29 protein-coding genes are annotated in these 26,599 nt (G+C 63.5%); 8 read left to right on the forward strand and 21 right to left on the reverse strand.

All coding sequences use genetic code 11. The features are described from left to right. Positions 1-5: 5 nt before the first annotated feature. Together AWB70_RS08625 and AWB70_RS08630 are read right to left on the reverse strand one after the other, a co-directional pair. Positions 6-1,214, reverse strand: coding sequence for a benzoate/H(+) symporter BenE family transporter (locus AWB70_RS08625; RefSeq protein WP_053571401.1), 1,209 nt, complete (start codon positions 1,212-1,214; stop codon positions 6-8). A 71-nt stretch (positions 1,215-1,285) separates the two neighbouring features. After that, complete coding sequence (locus AWB70_RS08630) at positions 1,286-2,611, reverse strand: MFS transporter (RefSeq protein ID WP_053571402.1); 1,326 nt, start codon at positions 2,609-2,611, stop codon at positions 1,286-1,288. Positions 2,612-2,994: 383 nt separating this feature from the next. Here AWB70_RS08630 and AWB70_RS08635 point away from each other — a divergent pair, with 383 nt between their 5' ends. Further along, positions 2,995-3,501, forward strand: coding sequence for a MarR family winged helix-turn-helix transcriptional regulator (locus AWB70_RS08635; RefSeq protein ID WP_200826401.1), 507 nt, complete (start codon positions 2,995-2,997; stop codon positions 3,499-3,501). A gap of 12 nt (positions 3,502-3,513) precedes the next feature. Here the strand turns inward: AWB70_RS08635 and AWB70_RS08640 are convergent, their stop codons facing one another. The 13 genes from AWB70_RS08640 to AWB70_RS08700 all read right to left on the reverse strand — a co-directional run bounded on the left by AWB70_RS08640 (position 3,514) and on the right by AWB70_RS08700 (position 17,325). Next, complete coding sequence (locus tag AWB70_RS08640; RefSeq protein ID WP_053571403.1) at positions 3,514-5,109, reverse strand: MFS transporter; 1,596 nt, start codon at positions 5,107-5,109, stop codon at positions 3,514-3,516. Between the two features lie 31 nt (positions 5,110-5,140). Next, on the reverse strand, positions 5,141-5,764 hold the full coding sequence (locus AWB70_RS08645; protein ID WP_053571404.1) for an N-carbamoylsarcosine amidohydrolase: 624 nt from the start codon (positions 5,762-5,764) through the stop codon (positions 5,141-5,143). 17 nt (positions 5,765-5,781) lie between these two features. Next, complete coding sequence (locus tag AWB70_RS08650) at positions 5,782-6,816, reverse strand: 2,5-dihydroxypyridine 5,6-dioxygenase NicX family protein (protein ID WP_053571405.1); 1,035 nt, start codon at positions 6,814-6,816, stop codon at positions 5,782-5,784. Beyond that, positions 6,803-7,651 carry an alpha/beta fold hydrolase gene (locus AWB70_RS08655; RefSeq protein WP_053571406.1) on the reverse strand — a complete coding sequence of 283 codons (849 nt, stop codon included), beginning with the start codon at positions 7,649-7,651 and terminating at the stop codon, positions 6,803-6,805. Before AWB70_RS08655 ends, AWB70_RS08650 begins: the two co-directional genes overlap by 14 nt. A gap of 13 nt (positions 7,652-7,664) precedes the next feature. Next, positions 7,665-8,417 carry a maleate cis-trans isomerase family protein gene (locus AWB70_RS08660; RefSeq protein ID WP_053572083.1) on the reverse strand — a complete coding sequence of 251 codons (753 nt, stop codon included), beginning with the start codon at positions 8,415-8,417 and terminating at the stop codon, positions 7,665-7,667. A 34-nt stretch (positions 8,418-8,451) separates the two neighbouring features. Continuing rightward, positions 8,452-9,417 carry an amidohydrolase family protein gene (locus AWB70_RS08665; RefSeq protein ID WP_053571407.1) on the reverse strand — a complete coding sequence of 322 codons (966 nt, stop codon included), beginning with the start codon at positions 9,415-9,417 and terminating at the stop codon, positions 8,452-8,454. Between the two features lie 72 nt (positions 9,418-9,489). Continuing rightward, positions 9,490-10,680 (reverse strand): xanthine dehydrogenase family Fe-S subunit, encoded by a 1,191-nt coding sequence (locus AWB70_RS08670; protein ID WP_053571408.1) that lies wholly within the window; start codon positions 10,678-10,680, stop codon positions 9,490-9,492. Between the two features lie 10 nt (positions 10,681-10,690). Next, complete coding sequence (locus AWB70_RS08675) at positions 10,691-11,527, reverse strand: FAD binding domain-containing protein (RefSeq protein ID WP_053571409.1); 837 nt, start codon at positions 11,525-11,527, stop codon at positions 10,691-10,693. Next, a complete protein-coding gene (locus AWB70_RS08680) occupies positions 11,524-13,929 on the reverse strand; it encodes a xanthine dehydrogenase family protein molybdopterin-binding subunit (protein WP_053571410.1) in 2,406 nt (801 codons plus the stop codon). Before AWB70_RS08680 ends, AWB70_RS08675 begins: the two co-directional genes overlap by 4 nt. A 31-nt stretch (positions 13,930-13,960) precedes the next feature. Continuing rightward, on the reverse strand, positions 13,961-14,470 hold the full coding sequence (locus AWB70_RS08685; RefSeq protein ID WP_053571411.1) for an aromatic-ring-hydroxylating dioxygenase subunit beta: 510 nt from the start codon (positions 14,468-14,470) through the stop codon (positions 13,961-13,963). Then, positions 14,471-15,763 (reverse strand): aromatic ring-hydroxylating dioxygenase subunit alpha, encoded by a 1,293-nt coding sequence (locus tag AWB70_RS08690; protein ID WP_053571412.1) that lies wholly within the window; start codon positions 15,761-15,763, stop codon positions 14,471-14,473. It lies immediately after the preceding gene. Next, positions 15,750-16,994, reverse strand: a complete 1,245-nt coding sequence (locus tag AWB70_RS08695) for an NAD(P)/FAD-dependent oxidoreductase (RefSeq protein ID WP_053571413.1) — start codon at positions 16,992-16,994, stop codon at positions 15,750-15,752. The genes AWB70_RS08690 and AWB70_RS08695 overlap by 14 nt, the downstream gene beginning before the upstream one ends. A gap of 25 nt (positions 16,995-17,019) precedes the next feature. Further along, positions 17,020-17,325, reverse strand: a complete 306-nt coding sequence (locus tag AWB70_RS08700; protein ID WP_045460867.1) for a non-heme iron oxygenase ferredoxin subunit — start codon at positions 17,323-17,325, stop codon at positions 17,020-17,022. A 168-nt stretch (positions 17,326-17,493) separates the two neighbouring features. On the opposite strand from AWB70_RS08700, the gene AWB70_RS08705 reads away from it, so the two are divergent. Both AWB70_RS08705 and AWB70_RS08710 read left to right on the forward strand, forming a co-directional pair. Further along, positions 17,494-18,396, forward strand: coding sequence for a DMT family transporter (locus AWB70_RS08705; RefSeq protein ID WP_053571414.1), 903 nt, complete (start codon positions 17,494-17,496; stop codon positions 18,394-18,396). 12 nt (positions 18,397-18,408) lie between these two features. After that, complete coding sequence (locus tag AWB70_RS08710; protein ID WP_053571415.1) at positions 18,409-19,533, forward strand: DSD1 family PLP-dependent enzyme; 1,125 nt, start codon at positions 18,409-18,411, stop codon at positions 19,531-19,533. Here AWB70_RS08710 and AWB70_RS08715 read toward each other — a convergent pair. The 4 genes from AWB70_RS08715 to AWB70_RS08730 all read right to left on the reverse strand — a co-directional run bounded on the left by AWB70_RS08715 (position 19,521) and on the right by AWB70_RS08730 (position 22,160). Beyond that, entirely contained in the window at positions 19,521-19,796 is a 276-nt protein-coding gene (locus AWB70_RS08715; protein ID WP_053571416.1) for a DUF3325 domain-containing protein, read from the reverse strand. The genes AWB70_RS08710 and AWB70_RS08715 overlap by 13 nt on opposite strands. After that, complete coding sequence (locus tag AWB70_RS08720) at positions 19,793-21,370, reverse strand: PepSY-associated TM helix domain-containing protein (RefSeq protein ID WP_053572084.1); 1,578 nt, start codon at positions 21,368-21,370, stop codon at positions 19,793-19,795. The genes AWB70_RS08715 and AWB70_RS08720 overlap by 4 nt, the downstream gene beginning before the upstream one ends. Before the next feature lie 47 nt (positions 21,371-21,417). Then, positions 21,418-21,705: a DUF3649 domain-containing protein gene (locus AWB70_RS08725; RefSeq protein ID WP_053572085.1), complete on the reverse strand. Its 288-nt coding sequence runs from the start codon at positions 21,703-21,705 to the stop codon at positions 21,418-21,420. A 203-nt stretch (positions 21,706-21,908) separates the two neighbouring features. Then, complete coding sequence (locus tag AWB70_RS08730) at positions 21,909-22,160, reverse strand: hypothetical protein (protein WP_053572086.1); 252 nt, start codon at positions 22,158-22,160, stop codon at positions 21,909-21,911. Between the two features lie 82 nt (positions 22,161-22,242). Between AWB70_RS08730 and AWB70_RS08735 the strand changes: the two genes are divergently transcribed. The 5 genes from AWB70_RS08735 to AWB70_RS38970 all read left to right on the forward strand — a co-directional run bounded on the left by AWB70_RS08735 (position 22,243) and on the right by AWB70_RS38970 (position 25,681). Beyond that, positions 22,243-22,920 carry a dihydrofolate reductase family protein gene (locus tag AWB70_RS08735; RefSeq protein ID WP_053571417.1) on the forward strand — a complete coding sequence of 226 codons (678 nt, stop codon included), beginning with the start codon at positions 22,243-22,245 and terminating at the stop codon, positions 22,918-22,920. Between the two features lie 72 nt (positions 22,921-22,992). After that, positions 22,993-24,123, forward strand: a complete 1,131-nt coding sequence (locus tag AWB70_RS08740) for a DUF3182 family protein (protein ID WP_053571418.1) — start codon at positions 22,993-22,995, stop codon at positions 24,121-24,123. After that, entirely contained in the window at positions 24,120-24,896 is a 777-nt protein-coding gene (locus tag AWB70_RS08745; protein WP_053571419.1) for an alpha/beta hydrolase family protein, read from the forward strand. Before AWB70_RS08740 ends, AWB70_RS08745 begins: the two co-directional genes overlap by 4 nt. Before the next feature lie 62 nt (positions 24,897-24,958). After that, positions 24,959-25,501, forward strand: coding sequence for a hemerythrin domain-containing protein (locus AWB70_RS08750; protein WP_053571420.1), 543 nt, complete (start codon positions 24,959-24,961; stop codon positions 25,499-25,501). 3 nt (positions 25,502-25,504) lie between these two features. Continuing rightward, on the forward strand, positions 25,505-25,681 hold the full coding sequence (locus AWB70_RS38970; protein WP_167351017.1) for a hypothetical protein: 177 nt from the start codon (positions 25,505-25,507) through the stop codon (positions 25,679-25,681). A gap of 30 nt (positions 25,682-25,711) precedes the next feature. Here AWB70_RS38970 and AWB70_RS08755 read toward each other — a convergent pair whose 3' ends face one another. Together AWB70_RS08755 and AWB70_RS08760 are read right to left on the reverse strand one after the other, a co-directional pair. Next, positions 25,712-26,017 carry a hypothetical protein gene (locus AWB70_RS08755; protein ID WP_045460887.1) on the reverse strand — a complete coding sequence of 102 codons (306 nt, stop codon included), beginning with the start codon at positions 26,015-26,017 and terminating at the stop codon, positions 25,712-25,714. After that, complete coding sequence (locus tag AWB70_RS08760) at positions 26,014-26,388, reverse strand: phage holin family protein (RefSeq protein WP_014252427.1); 375 nt, start codon at positions 26,386-26,388, stop codon at positions 26,014-26,016. Before AWB70_RS08760 ends, AWB70_RS08755 begins: the two co-directional genes overlap by 4 nt. Positions 26,389-26,599: the final 211 nt, after the last annotated feature.

Below are 26,599 nucleotides of genomic sequence, written 5' to 3' on the forward strand. Positions count from 1 at the left end.
CGCAGCTACGCGATCGAGTCGCCCGCACGCGGCTTCTCGATCGCGTAATAGACGAAACATCCCGCCACCACGCCCCAGAACGCCGCGCCGATACCGAGCAGCGTCACGTCGCTCAGGGTGACGACGAACACGATCATCGCGCTCAAAGGCAGCGCCGAACGAAACGCGGCGACGAAGGACTTTTCGAGCACGCCCGTCATCGCAAGTCCCGCGAGGATCGCGATATAGGCGCCGGGCAGGCTCGTCAGCAAGAACACGTATGCCGTGGCGAAGAGGCCGATCGCCACGCATAGCACGCCCGCGATCAATGCGCCGAAGTAGTGACGCCCATGCGTGCCGCCCGACACGAGAATCGCGTTGCTCGGTCCCGCCAGCACCGAAGGACAGCCGCCGAACGGCGCGGTAATGGCCGTCAGCACGCCGCTCGTGATCGTCACGAGCCGCAGCGACGTGCGATACCCCGATGCCCGCGTCACCGCAATGCCCTGCGCGTTCTGCACGAACAGCACGGTGATGAGCATCGGCAGCAGCAGTTGCGATATCGCGTGGAGGTCGAAGCGCGGCGCGACGAGCGCGGGCGTCGCGATCCATGCGCCGCCGGTATGGCTCGGCAGCTGAAAGCCTGTCGCGAAGAGCATGGCCGCGCCCGCGAGCATCGCGCCGATCAGCGGCGGAAGCGGTGCGGCGTTACGGCGCTCCAGCCACATCAGCCCGAAAAATGCCAGCAGCATGGCGACGCCGATGAGCGGCGCGGCCACGGTCGAATGCACGACGGCCAGCACGTACTTGATGAAGAGCCCGGCGATCATCGCCATGACAATGGGCATCGGCACCCATCGGTCGAGCAGCGCGACGAGGTTCGTCACGCCGAGCACGAGCAACACGGCAGCGCAGACGAGATACGTGCCGACTGCCGCGCCGAAGCCGAATTGTGCAATCACGGGCGCGGCGAGAATCGCGCCTGGAATCGTCCAGAGAAAGAGCAAGGGCTGGCGCGTCTTCCAGCTGATCGCAATGCTCGCCAACCCATTGATGCCGATGGACGCAAAGAGCCACGACGACGTTTGCGCGAAGCTCAAGCCGCCTTCGCGCGACGCGGCGATGATGATCGCGACCGGCCCCGTCGCGGAGAAGCTCATGCTCGCGAACGCGAGCGAGAAGTACAAAAGCCACGACCGGGCGATGCCGGTCCTGGATGCGTCGCCAACGGACATGTATAGCGCTCGGAGAGAGCGATCCCGCGCCGCGTTCGATGCGGGATCGCAAGAGGTTCAGACGCCCGGCGTCAATGCGTGGCCGCCGCCTCGGCATGCACGGGCGCACGCCAGAGCAGCCCGATGATCACGCCGAGCACGCAAAGCGCGCCAATGTACCACGCAGGCGCCATCGTGATGCCCTGCCGCCCCACGAGGAACGATGCAATCGCAGGCGCGGTGCCGCCGAAAATCGCATAGGCGGTGTTGTACGACAGCGCGAAACCGGTGAAGCGCACTTCCGGCGGGAAGCTTTTCACGATGATGTACGGCCCGAGCGTGATGGTCCCGATCAGAAAACCCCCGGCGATATACAGCGCCCACACCGACTGGCTGCCCGACGCGAGGCCGATATAGAACGCGCCCGTGACGAGTAGCATCGCGGCACTGCCGATCGCATACGCGCGGCCGCCGCCGATCTTGTCCGCGGCCCATCCCGCGAACGTGCTGCCGAGAATCAGACCGAAGATCGACCACGAGTTGTTGGTGAAGACGTCCTTGGCCGCGAAGTGGAATTGCGACTGCAGGAATGTCGGCGTGTAGAGAAAGTACAGCACGAAGATGCCCGAGAAGACCCACGTCGCGAGCAGCGAGACGATCACCGCGCCACGATGCTCCTTCAGCACGACCGCGAGCGGCAGGCGCGCATCCGCTTCACGCTTGGCGCGCAGCGCTTCGAACACGGGCGTTTCCTGCAGGTAGCGGCGCAGATAGACCGAGATCAGACCGAATGCACCGCCCGCGATGAACGGCAGACGCCAGCCCCAGCTTTTCAGATCCGCCGGGTCCATGTTGCCGATGAGGAATTTCGCCGACAGCGCGCCGAGCAGAATGCCCGTGCACAGGCCCGACATCAGGAGACCGCAGGCAAGCCCGATGCGATCGCGCTTCACATGCTCCGAGCAGAAAATCCACGCGCCCGGCACTTCCCCGCCGACGGACAGCCCCTGCAAAACGCGGCACAAAAGAAAGAGCAGCGGCGCGACCATGCCGAGCGTCGCATAACTCGGCAGCAGACCGATGAGCAGCGTCGGCGCGGCCATCAGAAACAGACTCAGCGCGAACATTTTCTTGCGGCCGATGCGGTCGCCGAAGTGCGCGAAGAAAATACCGCCGATGGGGCGCACGAGATAGCCCGCCGCGAAAATGCAGAACACTTCGAGCTGCGCGAGCCACTCGGGCGTTTGCGGCGGAAAGAAGACCGTGGCAAGCAGCTTCGTGAAGAACACCGCGACGATGAAGTCGTAATACTCCAGCGCACCGCCCAGCGACGCGAGCATCAGCGTCTTGATATCGTTGCGGGACATCGACCGCCCTTGCATGGCGATGTCGTCCGTCTGTACGGGGGTAGAACTCATGTTTGGCTCCAAACTCTGATGAGGTGACGTTTAACGCATCCGCCAATTAATCAGCATGCTGATTATTCGGGCGTTCCAATCCGGCAAACGCACGAGCAGATCCGCTCTGATAGCTGCGCGACGCATCGTTCTATTGACTTCGTTTTATAACTTCGTTTTATGACTTCGATCATTGACAACTTGCGCTTGCGCCATCAGCATTCGTCAGTACGCTGATGGATGATTTGTATCCGGAAAAAATTGGAAGCGCAACTCTGATTGCACCTACGATCTTTACGGCGTATCGCGCGCTTGCGCATGCACGCGTGCGGCACCGTTTGGACAAACACGGCGCACGAACGCTAAACTCCCGAGTGACAGAACTTCTTCGAAAAAGGTTAAGGATGGGCACCGTTGCCGAGAAAAAAGCAGCCGTTTCCGACGACGGCATCGAAACCGGACATCTGTGGCAGCGCCCTGGATTTCTGATCCGGCGTCTCAATCAGATCCATATCGCGCTCTTCTTCGAGTGCTGCAAGGACTTCGCGATCACGCCGGTGCAATACGGCTTGCTGACGACGCTTTCCGAACGTCCGGGGCTCGACCAGACATCGCTGTGCGCGGAAGTCGGCGTCGACCGCACGACCATGGCGGACGTGCTGCGGCGTCTCGAAGAGCGCGGCCTCGTCAAGCGCGAGCCCAGCCCGCACGACGGGCGGCTCAAGATCGCGAACATCACCGCGAAAGGACGCCGCGTGATGAAAGACATGTACGGCAGCATGCGCGAAGCCCAGGTGAAGTTCCTGGCCCCGCTGAGCTCTGAAGATCGCGTTCATTTCGTGCGCATGATGATGCAACTGGTCGAAGGGAATAATCAGTACGGACGCACTTCACTCAAGCATTTCGATTGACTGTTGCGTGGGCTATTGCGTAATGTCGCGGCGGTACGTCTCCGGTACGAAGAGCGCACCGACCGCGAACGACACGACGGCAATCGCAATCGGATACCACAGCCCGAAGTAGACGTTGCCGGCCGCGACCGCCATCGCGGACACGACGAACGGCAGCATGCCGCCGAACCAGCCCGAGCCGAGATGGAACGGCAACGAGAGCGACGTATAGCGGATGCGCGCCGGGAACAGCTCGACCATGAACGCGGCCATCGGTCCATAGACCATCGCGAGATAAAGCAGCAAGAGCCACATCAGCAGGACGACCATCGGGGCGTCGATCTTCGCGGGGTCGGCGTGCGCGGACCAGCCCGACGCGACGAGCGCCTTTTCGAGTTCGTGCCTGTCGGCGCCCTGCACCACGAGCGGGCCGATTTGCGTCGATGCGCCCTCGCCCGCCCGTTGCGGCGCGCGATCATACGAGACACCCGATGCGCTCAGAAACGAGCGTATGCGGTCGCACTCGGTCACGGGCGCGGAAAACAGCGTGAAGCGGCAATCGTTCGCGCGCACCGTGACGGGCGCGCTCTTCTGGAACGCTTCCAGCTGAGGATTCGCGTAGTGCGTAAGCGCGTGAAAGATCGGCTGCGTGGTCGCGGCGAGCAGGAGACACGCGAGCATCATGATCCACTTTCGTCCGATGCGATCCGATAGCCAACCGAACACGAGATAAAACGGGAACACCGCGATCAACGCGATCGCCAGAAAAAGATTGACCGTATTCGGCGCGACCTTCAGCGTGTTCTGCAGGAAATACATCGAGTAGAAATGCCCGGTGCCGAACACGACCCCAACGCCCGATGCCGTGCTGAACAGCATGATGAGCACGTACTTCAGATTCGCCCATTTGCCGAAGCTCTCCCCGATCGGCGACGTCGATAGCCTGCCCGCCTGCTTCATGTCGCGGAACGTCGGCGATTCGGCGAGCTTCGTGCGCAGATAGACCGAGAGCGCCAACAGCACGATCGATACGAGGAACGGCATGCGCCAGCCCCAGCTCTGGAACGCGGCTTCGTCCATCCCGGCGCGGCTGATGCTGACCACCGCGATCGATGCGAGCAGTCCGAGCGTCGCCGTGGTCTGAAGCGAGCTCGTATAAAAACCGCGCCGGTCGGCGGGCGAATGCTCCGCGAGATACGTCGCCGCGCCGCCCGTCTCGCCGCCGAGCGCGAAGCCCTGCAACAGGCGCAGCGCGACCAGCAGCACGGGCGCCATCATGCCGATCTTCTCGAACGAAGGCAGCAAGCCCACGCCGACCGTCGCGACACCCATCAGCACGATGGTCGCCATGAACGTGTACTTGCGGCCGATGCGGTCGCCGAGCCGTCCGAAGAAAAGCGCGCCGAGCGGGCGCACGAGAAAGCCCGCGCCGAACGTGGCGAGGCTCGCGAGAAACGCGACCGTATCGTTGCCGCTCGGAAAGAACAACGTGCTGAACGTGCCCGCGAGCGCCGCATAGATATAGAAGTCATACCATTCGAGCAGCGCGCCGAACGACGACGCGAAGATCAGCGTGAACTCATGCCGCGTGACTGCGCGGTGCGAGCGCTCCGAAAGAGACGTGGCCATGTCGATTCCATGCGGATGAAAACCCGGACAATCAGAGATTCGCGAGCAAGTCGAGCGCTTCGTCGCGCATCATGACGGCGGCGTACTTTTGCGCCATGTCGAAGAGATTCGCTTCGTGAGGCGCAATGGCGCGATCGCCGACGCAGTCGGATAGCACGAACGGACGGAAGCCGTATTGCATCGCATCGACGACGGACGAGCGCACGCAGCCGCTCGTCACCGCGCCCGCGATCAGCAGCGTGCGCACGCCGTGTTGCGTGAGCCAGGCCGCGAGGCCCGTGCCGAAGAATGCGGACGGCACCGTCTTGCGCACCACGAGTTCGCCCTTGCGCGGCGCGAGTTGCGGCACGATCGCGCTGTCGTGCGATGTTTCCTTGAGCGCGAGCAGGCCGGGCACTTTCATCGTGAAGACGTTGTGATCGGCGTCGTCATCGGCGAAAACGATGCGGCTGTGCGCGACCGGCCAGCCCTTTTCGCGCGCGTGCGCGAGCAAGGGAATCGTGTGCTCGATGGCCTGCGGAATATTGCCGCCGCCGAAGACTTCGGGATTCGCGAAGCCGTTCACCAGATCGACGATCAACAGACCGACCGGCGCTTGCGGTTCCAGCGTCGAGCCGAAGCTCTGGCGCTTGTAGGTTTCGATATCGTGGGACATGTCGGTGTTTTCGTGAGTCAGCGATCGAGTACCACGCCATTGCGCACGACGGGCTCGCCGTCGAGAAAGACATCGCAATGACGCAGCGGAATGTCGATATGGCAGGTGGTCGTGCGGCTGCCGCCTGCTTCGTTGTTCGGTCCGAGCGAGAACAGGAAATTGCCTTCGAACGCGCGCGCATCCATGCCGATGGTCGCCTCGCGATCGTAGAGGCCGAGCGTCGACCAGTGCGCGCGCGGCTGCAAACCCCAGCCGATATGCGAGATCGCATACGCTTCCGGATCGTCGAAGGTCGCCATGTATTCGCTGAGCAATTGCGCGTCGATGCCGCCATCGATGCGCTTTGCATAGCCGCCCTCGACAGTGAGTTCGATGCGGTCCTGCACATAGCTCTTCTGCGGCAACAGAATGTCGCCGCGATCGATCACGATGCGCCCGTGCGCCTGATGGTCGTTCGGAAACGTCAGCGCGAAGCCGCTCGGCCAGTGATCCCAGCGGCCGGGTTCATCGACGAAACCATACTCCGCAATCGGCTCGAACTCGCCGAGCGGACAACGGAAGTCCGTGCCGGCCGCCGACACGATATGCATCTCTTTCGCCCGCGCGATGCGCGCCTGCGCGGCGAGCACGCGTTCGCGATCCGCGGGCGTGGGCACGAGACGCGTGAGCACTTCGGGCGGTTCCACGGCGAGCAGAATCTTCGTGCCCGTCTTGAGGATATCGAGTTGCTCGGGCGAGAACAGCAGCGTCATCAGGTCGAGCACGAGATCGCTTTCCTTCAGCGCGGCGATCGCGGCGCGGTTGCCTGTCAGCGGTGTCGTGCCGAGGTACGCGAGCGAATCGCGGCTTAAGGCCTTTTCGCCGTTCACGGGCGGCAGATCGAGACGATTGACGATCGCTCCCATCGATTGCGTCGCGATCAGCGCGGTCGCGAGCGTCTGCGGATGCGTGGACGCGCTGGTCAGGATAGTGACGGTCTGTCCCGCTTCGAGGCGCGATAGCCTGAGCACCTTCGTCCATGCATCGACCATCTGATAGTCACTGACTGGCATGTCTGCCTCCTTCGTCGAACGTTGCAAGCGCCGCGCCGAGAAAATCGCCGAGCGCCGCGTAAAAGCCCGCTTCGTCGTCCCACGGGATCATGTGGCCTGCGTTTTGCACGCGCACATGTTCCAGTTGCGGCACGAGCCCGCGAATCTCTGTCACATCTTCATCGCTCACCACGTCGCCGCGGCCCGCCGTCACGAGCAATGCGGGCATCTTCAGAAGCGGTAGATCGGCGTGAATGTCATCGGCATGGAAGCCTTCGAAGCTCGTGCGTATCGCGCGTTCGTCGCAGGTATGCAGCCATTGCGCGCGCAGTGCGAGTTGCTCGTTCGTCCATGTCGGGCAGAAGGCGCGCATCGCTTCCGCGCTCATGCCTTCGCGCGCCTGGCGAATCGAATCGATGTACCACGGCAATTGCGACGGATACGAACGGCGTCCCGGACCCGAGACCGGCGGATCGATCATGGCGAGGCGCGTCATGCCGGCCGGATGCGAGCGCGCCGCGCGAATGCCGATGCGCGCGCCCATCGAGTGGCCGATCACGCTGTAGCGCTCGAAGCCGAGCGCAGTGGCGAACGCGTTCAGATCGGCGGCTTGCGCATCGAGGCTGTAGTCGAGCGCATCGGATGCCGAGGACAAGCCGCGCCCGCGCACATCGAGCACATACGTATCGAAAGTCTTGCCGATATGCTCCGCAACAAATGCCCACGTCACGGCCGGGCTCGTGATACCCGGCACGATGATCACCGGATCGCGCCCCACGTGTGCTCCGCCAAAGCGCAGATAATGCTGACGGATGCCGTTCGCCTGAACGTTCGCGCCGTATAGATAGGTCGACATGGTCTTCCCCGCCTCAGTATGCGCCGGAAAGCAACGCGCCCGCGCCCGGCACGATCGCTTCGAGACCGAGCTGCTTGAGCATCGCGTAAGTAGTCGCGACGGCGGCGGTGACGACCGGCTTGCCCGTCATCGCCTCGACCTTCGCGATCACCGGCAGCGATGGCATCTGCACGCACGCCGACAGCACGATGGCATCGGCGTCCTGATAGCGCATCGACATGACGATTTCCGGCAGGCGTTCGGGATCGTGACGGCCGACGTCGAGATTGTCGGGAATCTCCAGCGCGCGATAATCGATCACCTCGTAGTCTTCGTTGCGAATGTAATCGACCACGAGCTCGGTCAGCGGCTTCATGTAAGGCGTCACCACCACGACGCGCTTCGCGCCGATCACCTTCAACGCATCGACCAGCGCGCCCGCGCTCGTGATGACGGGCGCATCGCCGCCATTACCGATCGTGCACTCGTGCAGGCGCTTCTGCGATACGCGATGGTAGCCGTGCCCCATCGCCATGATGGCGACGAGACACGCATAACCGAGCACATCGACACGCGCGTCGGAAAGCTCGACCGCGCAGCGGTCCGATTCCGCGTCCATCGCGGCGAGTTCTTCCTTCACGACCTTCTTCATGCGCATGCGGCTCGAATGGAACGTGAAGCGCTCCGGGCGAATCATCTGGCGCGCGAGCAACATCGCGGGAATTTCGGTTTCCATCGTCGTGTTCGAGCTCGGCACGATCTGGCCGATGCGGTAAGTCTTCGTCATCTGCTGCTCCATGTCTCTGTGGTCTTCTGAAATCTCAAAGGCGGAAAATGCGTTCCGCGTTGCCGTGGCAGACGAGCGCGCGCGTGGCTTCGTCGAGCGGCGCACGCTCGATGAATTCCGCTGCGAGTTCCGTCGATTCGTACGGATAGTCGACCGAGAACATCACCGCGTGCGCGCCCATTTCGCCGATCGCGCCGATGAGGGCGGGCGCCGAGCACACGCCCGAAGTCGTGATCAATATGTTCGTGCCGATGTACTCGGACGGCGCGCGTTCGAGCGTGACGCCATGCGAATAGACGGCAAAGCGGCTATCGAAACGCCAGCGCAGGAACGGCAGGCCTTCGCCCATGTGACCGAGAATGATCTTGAGCTTCGGGAAGCGATCGAATATGCCGCTGAACAAGAGGCGCAATGCGTGACTGCCGGTTTCGACGCCCCAGCCCCAGGTCGCGCCGGCGAGTTCCGGATGACCGTCGAGCACGCGCGGATTCACGAAGGCATCGGTCGGGTGCAGGTACAGGGGCACGTCGAGTTCCTGCATCGTCGCCCAGAAGGGATCGTAGGCGCGGTCGTCGTAATAGACGCCCAGCGTATGACCGTTGACGAGCGCGCCCTTGAAACCGAGTTCGCGAACGGTGCGCGTCAGTTCGTCCGATGCCGCTTTCGCGGTATGCATCGGAAGAGTAGCGAAGCCGCCGAAACGCGATGGATGACGCGCGATCTGTTGCGCAAGAAAGTCGTTGCTGTCCTTCGCCCGGCTGATCGCGAGCGCCGCATCGGGCTCGCCCTGCACGCTCGGACCCGTCTGCGAAAGAATCGTATAGTCGATGCCCGCGCGATCCATTTCGACGATGCGTTGCTCGTCGAAATCGCTCAGACGCGCGGCGAGATCGCGCAATACTTCAGGCGCGATATGCTGCGTGAAACTTTTCGAATAGCCCTGAAAACCCGGCGTGCCGAAGTGCTCTTCCAGGGCGATCTTGCGAATCCGCTTGCTCATGTGAACTCCATTTAATCAGTAGACTGACGATATGACCGCACGACGAGCCATTGAAGGCTCGACGTGTCCCGCTCAACCGCCCTTTCCAAAGAGTTGCCGGATACGCCCCCAGATGACGCTCCACACGAGGCTGCCCGCATTGAACTTCGCCGACGATGCCGACGCCGACGCCTCCGGCGCGGCATTGCCGCCGAGTTGCGCCGTGATGCGCGCGCCGAAATCCGCGATCATCCGCCGCACGAAATCCTTCACGAGCCCCGAGCGCGAGAACTGCGCGAGCGGCCCCTGCAACATGTATTCGAGCGTGACGGCCACGCGCGTTTGCGCGCCTTGCGCTTCGCTGCTCAATGCGTAGGTGACGTCGCCGTTCGCGCGTGAGCGGCTGATGTTGTCCTGCCCCGCGCCGCGCATGACGGCACGATGCGCGGCGTCGTCGCGCTCCAGCCGTGCCGCGCCCGCGAAGTTCGCCGACATCGGTCCGAACTTGATGGCGATCTTCCCTTTCACGCTTTCGCCGTCGTGTTCCACGAGTTCCGCGCCGGGCAAACACGACGTGACCGAGGGCAGATCGCCCATGAACCTCCAGACTTTTTCCAGCGGGAAAGGCACGACGAAACTGTCGTCGATTGCCGTCCAGCCTTTGCGTTGAGTGGCGGGCTGATCCTTCGATGCCGCGCTCGCCGCGACGGGCGCTTGCGGCACCGCAGCGGGCGCCGCCGCGAACGTTTCGAACGCAGGCGCGCTGGCCGTTGCATCGCTAACGATCTCGCGTGCGGCCGGCACGTCTGCGATCGGGTTTTCCTTCAACTCCCGAAGCACCGCGCTGATCGCCGCGACGATGCCCATATAGCCCGTGCATCGGCACAGATTGCCCGACAGTTCGAGCCTGATGCGCGCTTCGTCGGCATCGGGGAAACGGCGCACGATATCGCGCGCGGTGATGAGCATGCCCGGCGTGCAGTAGCCGCATTGCAACCCGTGATGAATCGAAAACGCGCGACGCAGACGCTTCATCAGTTCGTCGTCGTCGAAGCCTTCGATGGTGCGAACCTTCTGCTGGTCGCACGCCACGGCGAACGTGATGCACGAGCGGACCGGTTCGCCATCGACGAGCACGGTGCACGCGCCGCACACGCCGTGCTCGCAGCCGAGGTGCGTGCCGGTCAGGTTATGCGTATCGCGCAGAAAGTCGCCGAGATGCACGCGCGATTCGATATCGCTGCGCACGGAACGGTCATTGATTGTGAGTTCGATAACGGACATTGCAGTCTCTCTAAGCTGGATTCGCGTTCGATGCGCCGAACGCCTGCGCGAGGCAACGTTCGAGCGCCGCTGCATGAATCGACCGGTCGATGCTGTCCGCGTTCGGCATCGCGCTTGCCACCGCTTGCGCGAGGGCATCGCCGGTGGCGGCGGCCGGACCGCGCTGCGCGACCTGGCGCGCGAGATCGTCGAGCGCAGCGGGCGGACCATCGAGCGCGCCGAGCACGATGCGTGCGAGACCCGAACGCGCGTCGAACGCGGCGGCCGCGCTCGCATGCGCAAATTCGCCGGTCTTGCGGCATAGCTTGTAATAGCCCCAGCGCAAGGTCGGGCCGAGCTTCGGCAGCAGCACCGCGGTAATGATTTCGCCCTCTTCGAGGCGCGTCGTGAACGCGCCGAGCATGAACTCGCTCGCGCGCACCTGCCGCGTGCCGTTCGCGCTCGACAACTCCAGAGGCGCATCCAGCGCCGACAACGCAAGCGGCCAGTCCGCGGCCGGATCGGCATGCGCGAGACTTCCGCCGATCGTGCCGCGATTGCGGATCGCGCGATACGCGATGCCGCCCGCCACATGCCGCAAATACGGATGCCGCAGCAGCGCGTGCTTGCCGTCTTCGATTTCGGCATGCGTCACCGATGCGCCCACGCGCACGAACTCGCCCGCTTCGGCGACGCCTCGAAGATCCGCGATGCGCGATACATCGACCACACGCGCCGGCCGTGCAAGACGCAGATTCAGCATCGGTCCCATCGACTGACTGCCGGCTATCGGCTTCGCGCTGCTCAATTCCCTGAGCGCATCGGGCAACGAAGCCGCCCTCACATATTCGAACGCAGCGGCTTTCATCCTGCGATCTCCTGACTCAACTCGTTCTTGCTGGCGTGCTCGCGGGCCTTCGCCGCTTCGATCGCCGTGAGCAGACGGCGCGGCGTCAAAGGCGTTTCAGAGACGACCGCACCCAGCGGTACGAGCGCATCGTTCACCGCGTTGAAGAGCGCGGCGGGCGGCGCGATGGCCCCGCCTTCGCCCACACCCTTTGCACCGAACTCCGTATAAGGCGACGGCGTTTCCATATGGATGATCGTGAGCGACGGCAACTCGGTCGGCCCCGGCAACATATAGTCGGCGAGCGTCGACGTAAGCGGCTGCGCGTTGTCGTCGTAAAGCGTTTCCTCGTAGAACGCCGTGCCGATGCCCTGCGCCGTACCGCCGATGGTCTGCCCTTCGACGACCATCGGATTGATCATGCGTCCGCAATCCTCGACGATCACATAATCCAGAATCTCGACATCGCCCGTCTTCGTATCGACGGCGACGGCTGCGGCGTGCGTCGCGTAGCTGAACGCGCCCGTATCGACTTTCGGCTTGAAGCCTTGCGTCGCTTCGAGGCCCGCGAGATTCACGCCGGCGGGCAAACGCTCCGGACGCAGATACCATGCAGCGGCGATCTCCTGAATCGTCACGCGTCCCTTCTCGCCGATCACTTCGCCATGCTCGAAGCGCACCGCGTTCTCTTCTTCGCCGATCAGATGCGCACCGATGAAAAGCAGGCGCGGCAAGAGCTCGCGGCACGTCGCTGCAACCGCGCCGCCCGCCATCACGATGCTGCGCGATGCATACGTGCCCGTCGAATAGGGCGTGAGCGCCGTATCGCCATGCACGACCTTGATCTTGTGCAGCGGCACGCCGAGCACTTCGTTCGCGATCTGCGCGAGCGTCGTTTCCATGCCTTGCCCATGCGAATGAATACCCGCTCGAAGTTCGAGGCCGCCATCCGCGGTGATGCGCACGGTTGCGAGGTCGTAGCCCGGCACGACCGGCAAACCCCACGACGCGAACACCGCCGTGCCATGCGCCGACTGCTCCGTGAACGTCGCGAAGCCGATGCCGACGAGACGTCCATCCTTCTCGCCGCTCTTCTGGCGCGCGCGCCATTTCTGCACATCGAGTTGCGCCACGGCGCGCCGCAGGCTTTCCTGGAAATCGCCGCTGTCATAGTGCTTTTTCACGACGTTCGTATAAGGCATGTCCGCGCCGCGCACGAGATTGTCATGACGCACTTCCCACGCTTCACGCCCCACCGCGCGCGCGATCGCATCCATCGTCAGCTCGATGGCGAAGCACACACCCGTGCGCGCGACGCCGCGATACGGCAGAAAGCCCGGCTTGTTGGTCGCCGCGCATTGCGTGCGGCAGCGATAACCCGAGAAATCATAGGGGCCGGGAAGATTGCCGAGCGCCTGTCCCGTTTCGAGCCCGATGGTGAAAGGCCACGCCGAATACGCGCCGCCGTCGATGAGAAGATTGGCATCGAGCGCGAGCAGGCGGCCGTTCTTATCGGCATAGGCGGTGAGTTCGTAATGATGCTGACGCGAGTTCGCGCCCGCGATCAAGTGCTCGCGCCGGTCTTCGATGAAGCGAAACGGCTTCTTGTAGGTGAGCGCGAGCCACGCAATGCAAAGCTCTTCCTGCTGAAGCACGCACTTGTAGCCGAACGCGCCGCCGACATCGGGCGAGATCACGCGTACCTGCGCATGATCGATGCCGAGACATTGCGAAAGCACCGTGCGAATCATGTGCGGCACTTGCGTCGATGTAATGACAACGAGTTGCGAATGTGTATGATCCCAGTACGCGAGCACGGCCTTGCCTTCCATCGGCACCATGCATTGCCGCGCGAGATCGACCTTCTGCTTCACGACGACGGGCGCATCCTTCGCGAGTTCGTCGAAGTTCACGTCGGCCTTGAGGTCGAGAAAGAGATTGTCGGTCCAGTGATCGTGCACGCGCACATCGGTGCGTTCGCGCGCGGTGAACGCATTCGCGAAGGCGGGCAGCTCGTCGAGGTCCAGCTCGATTTCTTCCGCGATATCTTCGGCAAGCGCACGCGTCTTCGCGAAGCACATCGCCACGGGCTCGCCGACGAAACGCACCTTGCCCGACGCAAGCGGCGGATGCGACGAAGGCTTGTAGGTGGGCAGGCTCGAATCGGCGACGATATCGGTGGCGCCTTGCATGTCGTCGCGCACGACGACCTGCGCCGCATGATTGCCGGGCTTGCCGATGCGCACGATGCGCGCATGCGCCACGGGGCTGCGCAGAAACGCGACTTCCTGCAAATCGGGAAACGTGTAGTCGGCGACGAACTTGCCCTTGCCATGCAGATGCCGTTCGTCCTCGCGACGCCTGACGCGCGCGCCGACGCCGCCGCTTTCGACCGGCGCTTCGGTATGTTCCGTATCACTCATGCGCTCTCTCCGGAATGGGCGTCCAGCGACATCAAACGGGATAGGCGAGATCGTTGGCGATCATCGCCGTGTCGTAGACCGCCTGTCTTTCTTTCAGCAGAAGCACGTTACCATTGCGCGCGAAGCGGTCAAAAAGCCTGCCCGCCTGATGCAGGGTGGTCGCGCCTTCGACAAGCGTTTGCAGCAGCATGTAATTGCTCTGCGCGACGATTTCCTCGTCGGTCGCGTTCAGGATGCGCACGTTCGATACGAAATGCAGCATCTGGCGCGGCGCGAACATTTGCGTGCGTGCAATCGCCACGGCGCGATCGCGCAGCATGTCGCGCCCTTCCGCATAGACGAGCCCGACCGGAAAGTTATTGACCACGTTCTCATGCTCGGTCACGCGGTAAAGGCAGTTCTCGGTGAAGAATTCCGGCCACCGCTCGATATCGCCGCTATCCAGCGCCGCGCAATACTCGGCATGAAAATCCTCGACCGCAGCGCGTGCAATCAGCGCCTTGTCGTGGGCGATGTTCTGTTTCTCGAATCCTGGCAACATCTAGAACCCCATCACTTCACGGTAGTGTTTGTACATGGCGCGAATGGCCGCCTCGGAGATCAGGTTATCGGCCGTGCCGATCTTGTCGCCATCGAGCTTGATGATGCTGCGGTCCGTCACCGAGCGGCGCACACCTTCCTGAACGAACTTCATCGCCTCGTTGTCTTCGAGGCCAAGAAAGCCGGCAGGCCCCATCAGATTGCCCTGACGCAGACGGTGACGCACCATGTCTTCGCTGTCGTCTTCATAGCCGAACATCGTCCACAGCATGATCATGCTGTTGGGGCCGTTCGGCACGATATGGCGAACGCCGAGCGTGTTCATCTCGCGCTGCACGATGAGGTTCGGCCAGATGGTCTGCATCGTCACAGACCATTCGGAATCGAATTCCTTCACGAACTCCAGAAAGCGCTCGTCGCGCAAGGTCATGCCGTCGTGAAAGGAGCGCATCTCCTTCTTTTTGTCTTCGTCGATGGTCGCGTACAGCGAATCGCTTTTCGCCGAAGCCATCGTGCCGTGAATGCCGTACTTGCTGTCCGCGACCATCGCCGAGCGGTTGCCCGCCACGAGCAGGCCGAACACGACGAGAAACGAATGCAGCAGCGTCGCGTGATACGGGTCCTTCAGATTCTCGTGATACATCTTCCAGTTGCAAGGCAGCTCGTTCTTGTAGAAACCGAGCACGCGCAGCGGCTTGCCGTTGAACACGGCGTCGAAGTCTTCGAGGATCTCGGGCGTGAGATAGTCTTCGAGCGGCTCCATGTCGTGCGTAAATGACGCGAAGACCACGCCATTGCGGGTCGCGACGGCGAGCTTGCGCAGACCGTGCGCGTCGTTGCGGAAGTCCTTCGGCATGCCGCCCAGCTTGTTCACGCCGCGTCTGAACGGCACGCCCTGCAGATTGCCCTTCAGGTCATACGACCATTGGTGATACGGGCACACGAATTCCTTGTTGTTGCCGCGGCTGTGGCGGCAGAATTCCGCGCCGCGATGCGCGCAGCGATTCTCGAACACGTTGATCGAACCGTCTTCCGCACGCGACACGACGACGGGCGTCGGCCCCACGTACGAGCGCTTGTAATCGCCCGCATTCGGCACTTCCGCTTCCAGCGCGACGAAGTTCCAGGTGCGGCCATGAAAGATCCGCTCGACTTCGCGCGTATAGACCGCTTCGCTCGTATAGACCCAGTCCGGAATGCATTGCAGTCCTTCTTCCGGCCACGCGAGCCCTTCTATGGGCGGATTCTTGGTTTGCGGCGTATGGATGCCGATGATCGTTTCAGACGAGTACACCTTGATCTCCCGAGTGTGTTGAGCGAGTCAGCCGTTCGAGCTGGCGCAGCTTGACCGTGGGGTCCGCGAGCATGGCGGCGTCCACCGGCACGGCTTCTTCGACGAGCCGCCGGATCGCCCGCAGCTCGCCGCCCTGATTGATCGCGAGCGCCTGGACGATGACACCGTCGCTCAGCCCCAGCAAAAGCGTCTTGCCCTCCGCGCCCGCGCGTTCGATCCATCGATCGACGGCGCTATCGGGCAAGCCGAGCATCTGAATGTTCCAGTCGTATTGATCGGTCCAGAACCACGGCGTCGGTGCATACGTCACGGCATCGCCCGCGATGTTGCGCGCCGCGGCGATCGCCTGTTCCTGCGCGTTCTGCCACGATTCCAGACGCGTTGCGCGGTCATTCGCGCCATAAGGAAAGCGCGTGCAATCGCCGGCGGCATAGACATCGGCCGCCGACGTGCGGCAATGACGATCCACGCTGATGCCATTGTTCGTCGCGATGCCCGCGTCTCGCGCGATATCGTCGTTCGGCACCTGCCCGATGGCGATCACGCACAGATCGAAGTGCGCTTCGCCAATCTGCACGCCGCTTGCGTGCTCCGCGATGTGCAACTGCGCCGCATCGAAGACGAAGCGCACGCCATGTGTCTCGTGCTTCATGCGCAAGCGTTCGGAGAACATCGGCGGCAAGGCGCGGCTCAGCAAGCTCGATGCGGATTCGAACACGCTCACATCGAGGCCGCGCGTTCGCGCACTCGACGCGAATTCGAGCCCGAGAAAGCCGCCGCCGATCACCGCCACCGAACGCGCCGTCGCGAGGCGGGCGCGCAGACGCATGGCATCGTCGAGCGTGCGCAGATAGAACGTATGCGGACCTTCGGGCGCATTTGGCAAGCGTCGTGCGCGTCCGCCGGTCGTCAACAGACAATGGTCGTAGCGCAGTTCCCCGCCGCGTTCGAGCGTCGCAATGTGCCGTTGCGTGTCGAGCGCAAGAACGCGATCGTTCGACCATTCGATGCGCGCATCGGCATACAGCGCGGCAGCGTGCACCCAGCTGTCGAAGCAATCGTCATCGTCTTGCGCGACGAGCACGTCTTTCGACAGCGGCGGCCTTTCATACGGTGCGTGACGCTCGTCGCCGACGAGCACGATGCGCCCTTCGAAGCCGTGCGTTCGCAGCGCCTCTGCTGCGCGCGCTCCGGCTTGTCCCGCGCCGATAATCAAAACGGTCTGCGTCATGTTCTTCGCTCCGCACTCGTTCGCATCAAAGATCGACGTAGATCTCGCCGCCTTCCACCTGCACGCCGTACACGCGGATCGGCTGCGTGACCGGCGCGCATTGCGCCGCACCCGTGCGGATGTCGAATCGTCCCTGATGCAGCGGACATTCGATGCAGCCGTCTTCCATATAGCCGTCGCTCAACAACGCGAACTGATGCGTGCAGACGTTGTGCGTCGCATGCACTTCGCCGTCGAGCAAATAGAGCGCGATACGCTCCTCGCCGATCGTCACGCCGAGCGGCTCGTCTTCAACCAGATCGGCGAGTTTCGCCGCGAACGTAAGCGCCATGTTTGGCCCCTTCGAAAATATTGTCAGTGTGCTGATGAATCTGATGAATGTATCCTAGCAGGACTTTTCTGCGAGTCAACCGGTCAAAAATAATGGCTTTCCCGTAGACGAACGGGCTTGCGCGCGCATGTGCGATGATTCGAGGCTCGCTCACGACCCGATTCCGTCATGCCGTCCACCAGCATCTCGCGCCCGAGCCCTCTGCCTCTCGCGAGCATTGGCTTCATCCTTGCTTCGATGCTTTGTTTCGCGATCGTCGATACGCTCGCGAAGGCCATCGTGCTGCGCTATCCGGCGAATGAACTGACTTTTTTCCGCATGTTGTTCGGGCTCGTTCCCGCCATCGCCGCATGCTGTGTCGGCGAACGTTCGCTGCTGGACCGCGTGCGGCGTCTCGACATCAAGGGACAGACATGGCGTGCGCTGACGCTGCTCGGCGCATCGGGTTTCTTCTTCGCGGGCCTGCCTTATATTCCGCTCGGCGAGGCCGTGGCCATCGCGTATTCGGAGACGTTGATCGTCGTCCTGCTCGCGCCCTTCATCCTGAAGGAACGGCTCACCCTGCGCGCGGCCATCGCGGCATTGATCGGCTTCGCGGGCGTGCTGCTCGTCGTGCGGCCCGGCGGCGGCGAATCGAACTGGCTCGGGCCGGTGCTTCTGTTGTCGAGCGCATTGTGCGGCGCGCTGTCCATCATCCAGATCAAGCGCATTCGCGCCACCGACGACTCGCGCACCACCGTGCTTTTCTTCACCGCTGTAGGCACCGTCGTCGCGGGCGGCACGCTCGCATTCGGCTGGAAGACGCCGACGTTCGACGCCCTGCTTTTGATGGCGCTGCTAGGTGCATTGGCGACGGTCGGCCAGATCCTGATGACGGTCGCGTTTCGACGCGCCGATGCGGGCACGCTCGCGCCCTTCAACTACACGAGCATCGTCTGGGCGGCGTTGTTCGCCTATATCGTGTGGGGCGAAACCATCGCGCCGCTTTCGCTCGCGGGCATCGCGCTGATCGTCGGCAGCGCGATCGCGGTCGCGTTGCAGCGCAAGATTCCTGAAGGCCCCATTGCATAACGCCATCACATCATGAATATCGAACAACTCGACACCCCCGCCGCGATCGTCGATATCGCGAAGATGCAGCACAACATCGATGCCATGCAGGTGCGCATGAACGCGCTCGGCGTGCGCTTCCGTCCGCATGTGAAGACGACCAAGTGTCTCGATGTCGTGCGCGCGCAGATCGCAGCGGGCGCTCAGGGCATTACCGTCTCGACCCTCAAGGAAGCGGAGCAGTTTTTCGCGACGGGCATCACGGACGTGCTGTATGCAGTCGGCATGGTTCCCGCAAAACTGCCGCGCGCGATGGCGCTGAAGCAGCGAGGCTGCGATCTGAAGATCATCGTCGATAACGTGACGGCGGCATCGGCGATCGTCGAGTTTTGCAAGACCGCCAACATCACGTTCGAAGTCTGGCTGGAGATCGACACGGACGGACATCGCTCAGGCCTCTCGCCCGACGACGATGCGTTGCTCGCGATAGCCCGCGTGCTTCGCGATGGCGGCATCGACGTCGGCGGCGTGATGACGCATGCCGGCTCCAGCTACGAACTGAACGACCCCGAAGCGCTGGCCGCGCTCGCCGAACAGGAACGCGCGGGCTGCGTGCGCGCGGCGCAACGTCTCCGCGCAGACGGCATCGCCTGCAAGACCGTCAGCGTCGGTTCCACGCCGACCGCGCTTGCCGCGAAGCATCTCGAAGGCGTCACCGAAGTGCGCGCGGGCGTCTATGTGTTCTTCGATCTGGTGATGGCGAATGTCGGCGCGTGCGCGACGAGCGATATCGCGTTGAGCGTGCTCACGAGCGTCATCGGTCATCAACCCGAGAAGGGCTGGGTCATCGTCGATGCGGGATGGATGGCGATGAGCCGCGACCGGGGCACATCGAAGCAGGCGCGCGACTATGGCTACGGTCTCGCCTGCGCGCTCGATGGCACGCCGCTCGAAGGCTGCGCGCTAATCGGCGCGAATCAGGAGCACGGCATTATCGCGGTTGAACATGCCGACGATCTCGCACGGCGCTTTCCGCTCGGCATGAAGCTGCGCATTCTGCCGAATCATGCATGCGCGACGGGCGCGCAGTATCCCGAGTATCGCGCGCTTGCGTCAGACGGCAGCACCCTCACATGGCCGCGCTTTCACGGCTGGTGATGCGCCACACGCGCGTACAGGATGAGTCCGCCATACACGAGCCCCGCCGCAAGGCTTGTGCAGCCGCTATAAGTGACGAGCCCGAGCGCCCATCCTTCATTTCCGACGACGAAGCGCAACGCGAGCGCAAGGCCGCACCATCCGGCGATGCGAAACACGCGCGATCGTCCGTCTGCAAACTCGCGCCCGAACAAGGCCGTTTGATGGCGGTCCATCGAGATCGCGAGAAAGGCGAATGCGGTGACGCAGAATGCAATCGTCATGCGCTTTCCTTCTCGCGCTCGATCGCGAGCGGGCGCACGGCAGCGCGCTTTCCCGCAGGCTTCACACGCGGACGATGATGCGTCACGCGTATCGCCAGCAACGCATGCAGCGCGGCGAAGGCCCACATCGTCAGCTCGAAGCCCGCGAATACCCAGTCGCCCTGCGCGACGCTGCGCCAGAACGGTCGATCGGTCGTCAGCGCATCGAGCACGGGCAGCAGCGCGAGCATCGCGGCGGCAAGCCATAGCAACTCGATCCATGCACGCTTCGCGGGTCGCAGCAACGCGTACAGCAAGGTCGCGCCCCATGCCGCGAAAAACAGGTTGATCTCCGCGTTGTCGCGTGCGGCGATGTCGAGCGGCAACAGCCGATTGCCCCACAGAAAGGCCGTCATCGCGACGGAAAGCCCCGCGATGCTCGCGATGTTCAAACGCTCGACGAGCCAGAAGCCGAAGTAGGGCCGCGCCGGATCGGGCAGCTTCTGACGGCGCTTCACGGTCCACATGACGAGACCGGTGCCGACCATCGCCGTGCCCGCGAGGCTGACGATGAAATACAGCCAGCGCAATTGCAGGTCGCTGAAGCGTCCGAGGTGCAGCGCGTACAGCACGCCGCGCGTTTCCGCCGCCGCGCCGACGCCGTCCTTCACGTCGATGAGCTTGCCCGTCACGCCATCGAAGAGCATGTACTGCGGGCTCATCGACACACGCGACGCCTCGCCGCGCGAGACGGCCACGCGCGCCGTGATGTCGCCAGGATTCGTGATCGTCACGCGGCCGGCCTTGCCGGCGCCCCAGCGTGCCTGCGCCTCGCGCACCATCGCATCGACGGGCGCAAGCGTGGCCTTCTGTCCGCCCGGCTTGCCCGGCTGGATGAACGCGCTGAGCTGCACTTGCATCGTCTGGCGTTCGGCGGGCGTCTTGAACGCGCTCTGCGCGCCCCAGGGCATATACATGGCCATCAGCGTGACGAGACCGGTGTAGGTGATCATCGCGTGAAACGGCAGGCCGAACACCGAGAGCGCGTTATGCGCGTCGAGCCATGAGCGCTGTCCCTTGCCCCATCGGAACGTGAAGAAGTCGATGAAAATTTTCTTGTGCGTGATGACGCCGCTCACGATCGCGACCAGCATGCACATCGCGCAGAGTCCCGCCAGCCAGCGTCCCCAGAGCACCGGCATGTAATAAAACTGGAAATGGAATCGATAGAAAAATTCGCCGCCGAGGGTCTTGCGCGCGCTCGTGCGCTCGCCCGTGACGGGATCGAAGCTCGCTTCCTCGAACGCGCGTCGTCCGTTCGCCACGCCGGGCAAGCGCCAGAACGCGCCGGCGACGCTCGACCGCTCGTTCGGCAACTCGAAGCTCCATTGCGGGCTGCCCGCGGCGATCTTGCCTAGCGTCGCGCTCACGCGTTGCGCGACGAGCGCCGGATCGGCCGTCGCGCGCTGATGCGGCTGCTCGGGACGCATCCATTGCGACGTCTCGTCCTTGAAATAGCTGACGGTGCCGGTCAGGAACATCGCGTAGAGAATCCAGCCGGCGAGCAGGCCTGCCCACGTATGCAGGTCCGACATGCTCTGGCGAATGCCGCGGCCTTGCGGCTTCGCGGGGGCGACGCGCGTCACGAAACGCGCCCTCCGGTCCACACGCTGAATGCCGCGAGCAAGAGCGGCACGGCGGCGATCGCGAGCCCCGCCCACGCGCGCCCGGCGCTTCGAACCGCGAAGACCCAGACCACCGCACACGCATAGACGATGAAGCTCGCGAGCATGCCGGTCAGCACGGCTTGCGGCTTGTCCATCGGCAAGGCGAGCGCCGCCACGCTGGCGAGTGCGGCGAGCGCGTAGCCGCCGAATAGTGCGGCCACGATGCGCGACACGAGCGGCACGCGCCTGGCGACGGCGGTCATCGGCCCGTTTTTCTGGAAGGAAGCGTTCAAATTTTCGATGAAGGAGACGGTCGCGCAATCCGAAGCTCGCGCGTGGACGTCATTGATGCGAGCGCCGGTCAAGCCGGCGTTCGAAAAGTGTAAATGATAACCATTATTAATAACAGGCGCTCGGGTGCGTTGTCAAGTCAACGCTTAGAAGTGTCCGGGCATCGAAGGCGACATTAGTCTTCGCCCTTGACCCATTTCTTGGTGGCCTGATAGCCGCGCTTCGAGGTATCCGCAATCGCATGGCCGGCCGATTTCGCGCCGTCGCCGATCGCGTGGGCGGCGTCGCGCGCCGCATGCCCGGTCTGGCGGCCGGCGTATTTGACATCCTCCTTGAACTGATGCGCACCCGACTCCAGGCTCGCGTGCGCGAGCGGACTGAGCGCGATCAGCAGGATCGGAACGACGAGCGAAGTGGTCTTTTTCATATCAGCAATTTTCGCATAACGCGCCGCCGCGGGAATAGCGCTTGCACGCGCGAACGCATTCCCGTTTCTTTGGAGCTTTCGCATGCACATCGTCTGCCACATGATGTCGTCGATCGACGGACGCAGTCTCACCGATAACTGGAATCTCGATTTCGCCTCGCCGACGTACGAAGAGACGGCCGCGCGCTTCAAGGCCGATGCGTGGGCATGCGGCCGCGTCACGATGCAGGAAATTTCGCACGGCAAGGATCGCGACTATCCGCGCGGACTGGCGAAAGGCCCGATCCCGCGCACGGACCACTTCGCGACGCGCGACGCAAGCCAGTACGCGATATCGATCGACCCGAAGGGGCGCGTCGCCTGGAAGCGCAGCACGGCGCTCGATTCGCATATCGTCGAAGTGCTCGCCGAAAGCGTCGAGGACGATTACCTCGCGTATCTGCAATCGATCGGCGCGTCGTATGTGTTCGGCGGCAAGGACGATATCGAACTGAAGCGCGTGGTCGAGACGCTCGAACGCGAACTGAAGATTCGCAAACTGATCGTCGAAGGTGGCGGGCATGTCTCCGGCGCGTTCGTGAATGCGCAACTCGCCGATGAAGTCAGCGTGCTTTTGATCCCGCTCGTGGACGGGCGCGAAGCCCATACGTCGTCGTTCGAAATCGCCATGGATGCGTGGCGCAAGCCCACGTATCTGAAGCTCGACTCGGTCGAAACGCTCGATAACGACGTCGTCTGGCTGCGTTATACGCGCACATAGCATCTCGGCCCCTCAGCCCGGAACGAAGCTTGCTGTAAGCACACTGCAAGCGGCTAACACCGGAGCGCGCGCATGAAGGCACCGTCTGTCGATCACGGTCTGGTCGTGTTCGTCCACTGCGGCGGCAAGAAGGCCGCGGGCGGACAACATGAAATCGATACGCAGCGCTCCCTCGCCGTGCAGATCGCCCGGCTGCTCGACGCGCCCTTTTGCGGCGAATTCGACGATGCGCGGCGGCATCCGCATCCCTATCTGATACCCGACGACACGCTCTCGCTCGACGACGCCGCCCGCATGGGCATCGCGCGCGAAGACGATTTCTTCGGCGGCGTGGTGCCGTATCCGTTCGTCGCGACGAAGGTCATCGCGCACGGACTGCCGCCCGGCGCGCGTGCGAAGCCGGCGGGATGGCCCGACGCGCTCGGCGAACGGATCAGCAATCTGGTTCTGCCGGGATATTCCGCATTCTCCCGCGACGATGCCCACGCCGCCGCCGCGCTGCTGTGGAAAGACGGCGCGGTTCGGCTCAAGCGTCCGTCGGGAATCGGCGGAAGCGGGCAGTCCGTCATCGCGAATGAAAGCGAGCTCGCCGCGCAGCTCGACGATATCGGCGACGCGACGCTTCGCGCCGAAGGCGTGGTGCTGGAGCGCGACTTGCGCGACATCGCCACGTTCAGCGTGGGGCACGTGCGCGTGCGCGCCCACGAAGCGAGTTACTTCGGCGTGCAACATCTGACGCGCAACAATCACGGGCACAGCGTGTACGGCGGCTCCGATCTGGTCGTCGTGCGCGGTGGTTTCGACGCGCTGGAAGGCATCGACATGCCGGACGACGCGCGCATGGCGATCGGGCGCGCACGCGCGTTCGATGCCGCCATTCACGACGCCTTTCCGGATTTTTTCGCGTCGCGCCGCAATTACGACGTCGCCTGCGGCGCGGCCGGCAACGGCGATCATGTCTGCGGCGTGCTGGAGCAGTCGTGGCGCATCGGCGGTGCGAGCGGCGCGGAAATCGGCGCGTTGCGCGTCTTCGCGAACGATCCCGCGCTGCGGCGCGTGCGCGCATCGACGGTCGAAGCGTATGGCGACGACGTCGATGTGCCCGCGCACGCCTGCATCGACTATCGCGGCACGGACCCGCGCACGGGTCCGCTCACGAAGTTCCATACGGTCGATACGACCGCCGGAGGAGCGAGCGCATGACGGCAGACCGGCAGGAGATTCAGATTCCCGTCGAACGCGGCTATCTCGACGGCACGGTGGTCACGCCCGGGACGACCATTCCCGGCGTGCTGTTCGTGCACGGCTGGGGCGGCGATCAGGCGCAGTACATGGAGCGCGCGCGGCAGGCGGCGGCGCTCGGCTGCGTCTGTCTCACTTTCGATCTCACCGGCCACGCGCGCACCCGGGAAGCGCAGGAAACAGTGACGCGCGAAACCAATCTCGCCGATGTGCTCGCGGCCTACGACACGCTCGCCGCGCACCCGCTCGTCGATCAGACGTCGATCGCCGTGATCGGCAGCAGCTACGGCGGCTATCTCGCGTCGATCGTCACGTCGCTCAGGCCGGTTCGCTGGCTCGGCCTGCGCGTGCCCGCGCTCTACCTCGACGACGGATGGACCATCGCCAAGCGCGCGCTGCACACCGAGCACGATCTGGTCGCGTACCGCAGGCGCATCGTGGCCGCGAGCGAAAACCGCGCGCTGCGCGCAGCCGCGGATTTCCACGGCGACGTGCTGCTGGTCGAATCGGAGCACGACCAGATCGTGCCGCATACGGTGCTCGCGAGCTATCTTCAGGCGTTTCTGCGCGCGCATTCGCTGACGTATCGCGTCATCGACGGCGCGGATCACGGCTTGTCCGACGAAGGCAGCCAGCATGCGTACACGGCGCTCCTCATCAACTGGCTGGCGGAAATGATCGGCGGACGGCGCGCGGGCAGCCGCGGCGAAGCGCCCGGACTCGCGGCGCGCTAGCGGGTCTCGGGTCCGCCATTTGCTGTGGATGGTGAGCACCCCACACCATCAAGGAGAACACGATGCCTCGCCAGACCCCCACACAAAATTCGACCTCCGCGACGAGCCGCGCCGCCCCGAGCCAGGACGCGATTCAAATGCTGATGGACGATCATCGCGCCGTCGAAAAGCTGTTCGATGCATTCGAAAAAGCGAAGGAGGAGGATCTCGACGCGAAGGCCACGCTGGTGCGTCGCGCCTGCGAAGAGCTGACCGTGCACGCGATGATCGAGGAAGAACTGCTCTACCCCGCCGCGCAGGAAGCGCTCGACGAAGACGACCGGCCGGACGTGGAAGAAGCGTATGTCGAGCACTTTCTGGTCAAGGTGCTGATCGACAAGTTCACCACGCTGCGCGCGGGCGATAAGGGTTTCGACGCGACCTTCAAGGTGATGAGCGAGATGGTGCGCCATCACATCGAAGAGGAGGAGTCGGATCTATTTCCGAAACTGCGCAAGTCCGGAGCCGATCTGGACGCGCTCGGCAAAAAACTCATGCAGCGCAAGGCAGCGCTCGAATCGAAACTGCCGAAGGACGCGGGCGACAACACCATGCGCCTGCACTGACTCATGCGAAATCCCTGGGTCAAGAAGAATCCTTTTCTGAGCATGTGGCTTTCCGGCGCGAACGCGGTCATCGGGAAGACGCGAGGCCGCGCGAGCGCGCAAGCGAAGCGGCAGGCGTCTTCCCTGTGGTCGGCGGCGCTCGCGCCGGGCAAGCCGAAAAAGCGCCGCAGCAAACGCTGAGGCGCTTTATTCTTTGCATTGCGCGAATTTTTATTCGCGCAATGCGTTCAGAAAATCGCCGAAGGCGCGGTGCGTCGATGCGCTCAGTCCCGCGCCCACCGCCGTCTGCACCGTGCGCCGCAGCCCGAGAATCGCCACGCCGACGAGCGCGAGCGCGATCAGTTCCGCATTCGGCGTGCGCAGAAACCACGGCGCGGCATTCGCCGAAGCCGGCGGCCGCACACGCGGCACGCGCGCGATGCGCACCGGTTCGTCGAGCGCATGCGCCGCCACCAGTTCCGCGCGCGATTCCGCCATGCGCGCGAGAATCATCTCCTGTTGCACGGCATGCTTCATTGCGCCACCTCCCTGATCGTGTCGACATCGCGCCGCAACTGGTCGCGCAGCAATTGAAACGGCTCGGCCGGCTTGCGCGACATCATGACGATGACGGAGATCACCGCGACGGCGAGCCACGCGCCCGCGACGCACCACGCCGTCAGCACGAGATGCGGCGTGCCGACGGCGGTCACGATCACCGCGATCGACACGAACGACAACGTGAACAGCGCGCCGATCGTGAGCGCGACCATCGCGACGACTTCGTGAAGCACGCGCTTCTTGGTTTCGGCGAGTTCGATCGGAATCAGCTCGCCATAATCGACGAGGCGCGTCGTGCAGAAATGGCCGATCCTGCGCCAGTTCGAGATCTTTCTCTGGATGGTCATCGTTGCGTCTCCAGCGAAGTTGAAGGGAGAGAGCGGGCATGCCATGACGCTCAGCACCGGCTATGCCAGCGCCCTCGTTCGCTTTTGACGCGGGGTATCGAAGCGTCTTCGCGCTCACGCAAAAAGCCCCGGCGCTGAACTGACCCCGCAAAGTTGGACAGTTTTGGGCTAGGCCGCTAAGGGCTGAGTTCTGTACATCACAGGACTCAGC

It is taken from the genome of Caballeronia cordobensis, from assembly GCF_001544575.2.
Lineage (GTDB): Bacteria > Pseudomonadota > Gammaproteobacteria > Burkholderiales > Burkholderiaceae > Caballeronia > Caballeronia cordobensis.

Coding starts and splice junctions, on each gene's coding strand:
- AWB70_RS08725 (WP_053572085.1), bottom strand. CDS start 21,705: ATGACCGCCGTCGCCAGGCGCGTGCCGCTCGTGTCGCGCATCGTGGCC.
- AWB70_RS08750 (WP_053571420.1), top strand. CDS start 24,959: ATGCCTCGCCAGACCCCCACACAAAATTCGACCTCCGCGACGAGCCGC.
- AWB70_RS38970 (WP_167351017.1), top strand. CDS start 25,505: ATGCGAAATCCCTGGGTCAAGAAGAATCCTTTTCTGAGCATGTGGCTT.
- AWB70_RS08625 (WP_053571401.1), bottom strand. CDS start 1,214: ATGTCCGTTGGCGACGCATCCAGGACCGGCATCGCCCGGTCGTGGCTT.
- AWB70_RS08660 (WP_053572083.1), bottom strand. CDS start 8,417: ATGACGAAGACTTACCGCATCGGCCAGATCGTGCCGAGCTCGAACACG.
- AWB70_RS08645 (WP_053571404.1), bottom strand. CDS start 5,764: ATGTCCCACGATATCGAAACCTACAAGCGCCAGAGCTTCGGCTCGACG.
- AWB70_RS08635 (WP_200826401.1), top strand. CDS start 2,995: ATGGGCACCGTTGCCGAGAAAAAAGCAGCCGTTTCCGACGACGGCATC.
- AWB70_RS08740 (WP_053571418.1), top strand. CDS start 22,993: ATGAAGGCACCGTCTGTCGATCACGGTCTGGTCGTGTTCGTCCACTGC.
- AWB70_RS08755 (WP_045460887.1), bottom strand. CDS start 26,017: ATGAAGCATGCCGTGCAACAGGAGATGATTCTCGCGCGCATGGCGGAA.
- AWB70_RS08650 (WP_053571405.1), bottom strand. CDS start 6,816: ATGCCAGTCAGTGACTATCAGATGGTCGATGCATGGACGAAGGTGCTC.
- AWB70_RS08665 (WP_053571407.1), bottom strand. CDS start 9,417: ATGAGCAAGCGGATTCGCAAGATCGCCCTGGAAGAGCACTTCGGCACG.
- AWB70_RS08700 (WP_045460867.1), bottom strand. CDS start 17,325: ATGGCGCTTACGTTCGCGGCGAAACTCGCCGATCTGGTTGAAGACGAG.
- AWB70_RS08640 (WP_053571403.1), bottom strand. CDS start 5,109: ATGGCCACGTCTCTTTCGGAGCGCTCGCACCGCGCAGTCACGCGGCAT.
- AWB70_RS08675 (WP_053571409.1), bottom strand. CDS start 11,527: ATGAAAGCCGCTGCGTTCGAATATGTGAGGGCGGCTTCGTTGCCCGAT.
- AWB70_RS08655 (WP_053571406.1), bottom strand. CDS start 7,651: ATGTCGACCTATCTATACGGCGCGAACGTTCAGGCGAACGGCATCCGT.
- AWB70_RS08680 (WP_053571410.1), bottom strand. CDS start 13,929: ATGAGTGATACGGAACATACCGAAGCGCCGGTCGAAAGCGGCGGCGTC.
- AWB70_RS08760 (WP_014252427.1), bottom strand. CDS start 26,388: ATGACCATCCAGAGAAAGATCTCGAACTGGCGCAGGATCGGCCATTTC.
- AWB70_RS08685 (WP_053571411.1), bottom strand. CDS start 14,470: ATGTTGCCAGGATTCGAGAAACAGAACATCGCCCACGACAAGGCGCTG.
- AWB70_RS08745 (WP_053571419.1), top strand. CDS start 24,120: ATGACGGCAGACCGGCAGGAGATTCAGATTCCCGTCGAACGCGGCTAT.
- AWB70_RS08710 (WP_053571415.1), top strand. CDS start 18,409: ATGAATATCGAACAACTCGACACCCCCGCCGCGATCGTCGATATCGCG.
- AWB70_RS08715 (WP_053571416.1), bottom strand. CDS start 19,796: ATGACGATTGCATTCTGCGTCACCGCATTCGCCTTTCTCGCGATCTCG.
- AWB70_RS08730 (WP_053572086.1), bottom strand. CDS start 22,160: ATGAAAAAGACCACTTCGCTCGTCGTTCCGATCCTGCTGATCGCGCTC.
- AWB70_RS08670 (WP_053571408.1), bottom strand. CDS start 10,680: ATGTCCGTTATCGAACTCACAATCAATGACCGTTCCGTGCGCAGCGAT.
- AWB70_RS08705 (WP_053571414.1), top strand. CDS start 17,494: ATGCCGTCCACCAGCATCTCGCGCCCGAGCCCTCTGCCTCTCGCGAGC.
- AWB70_RS08720 (WP_053572084.1), bottom strand. CDS start 21,370: ATGTCGGACCTGCATACGTGGGCAGGCCTGCTCGCCGGCTGGATTCTC.
- AWB70_RS08695 (WP_053571413.1), bottom strand. CDS start 16,994: ATGACGCAGACCGTTTTGATTATCGGCGCGGGACAAGCCGGAGCGCGC.
- AWB70_RS08735 (WP_053571417.1), top strand. CDS start 22,243: ATGCACATCGTCTGCCACATGATGTCGTCGATCGACGGACGCAGTCTC.
- AWB70_RS08630 (WP_053571402.1), bottom strand. CDS start 2,611: ATGAGTTCTACCCCCGTACAGACGGACGACATCGCCATGCAAGGGCGG.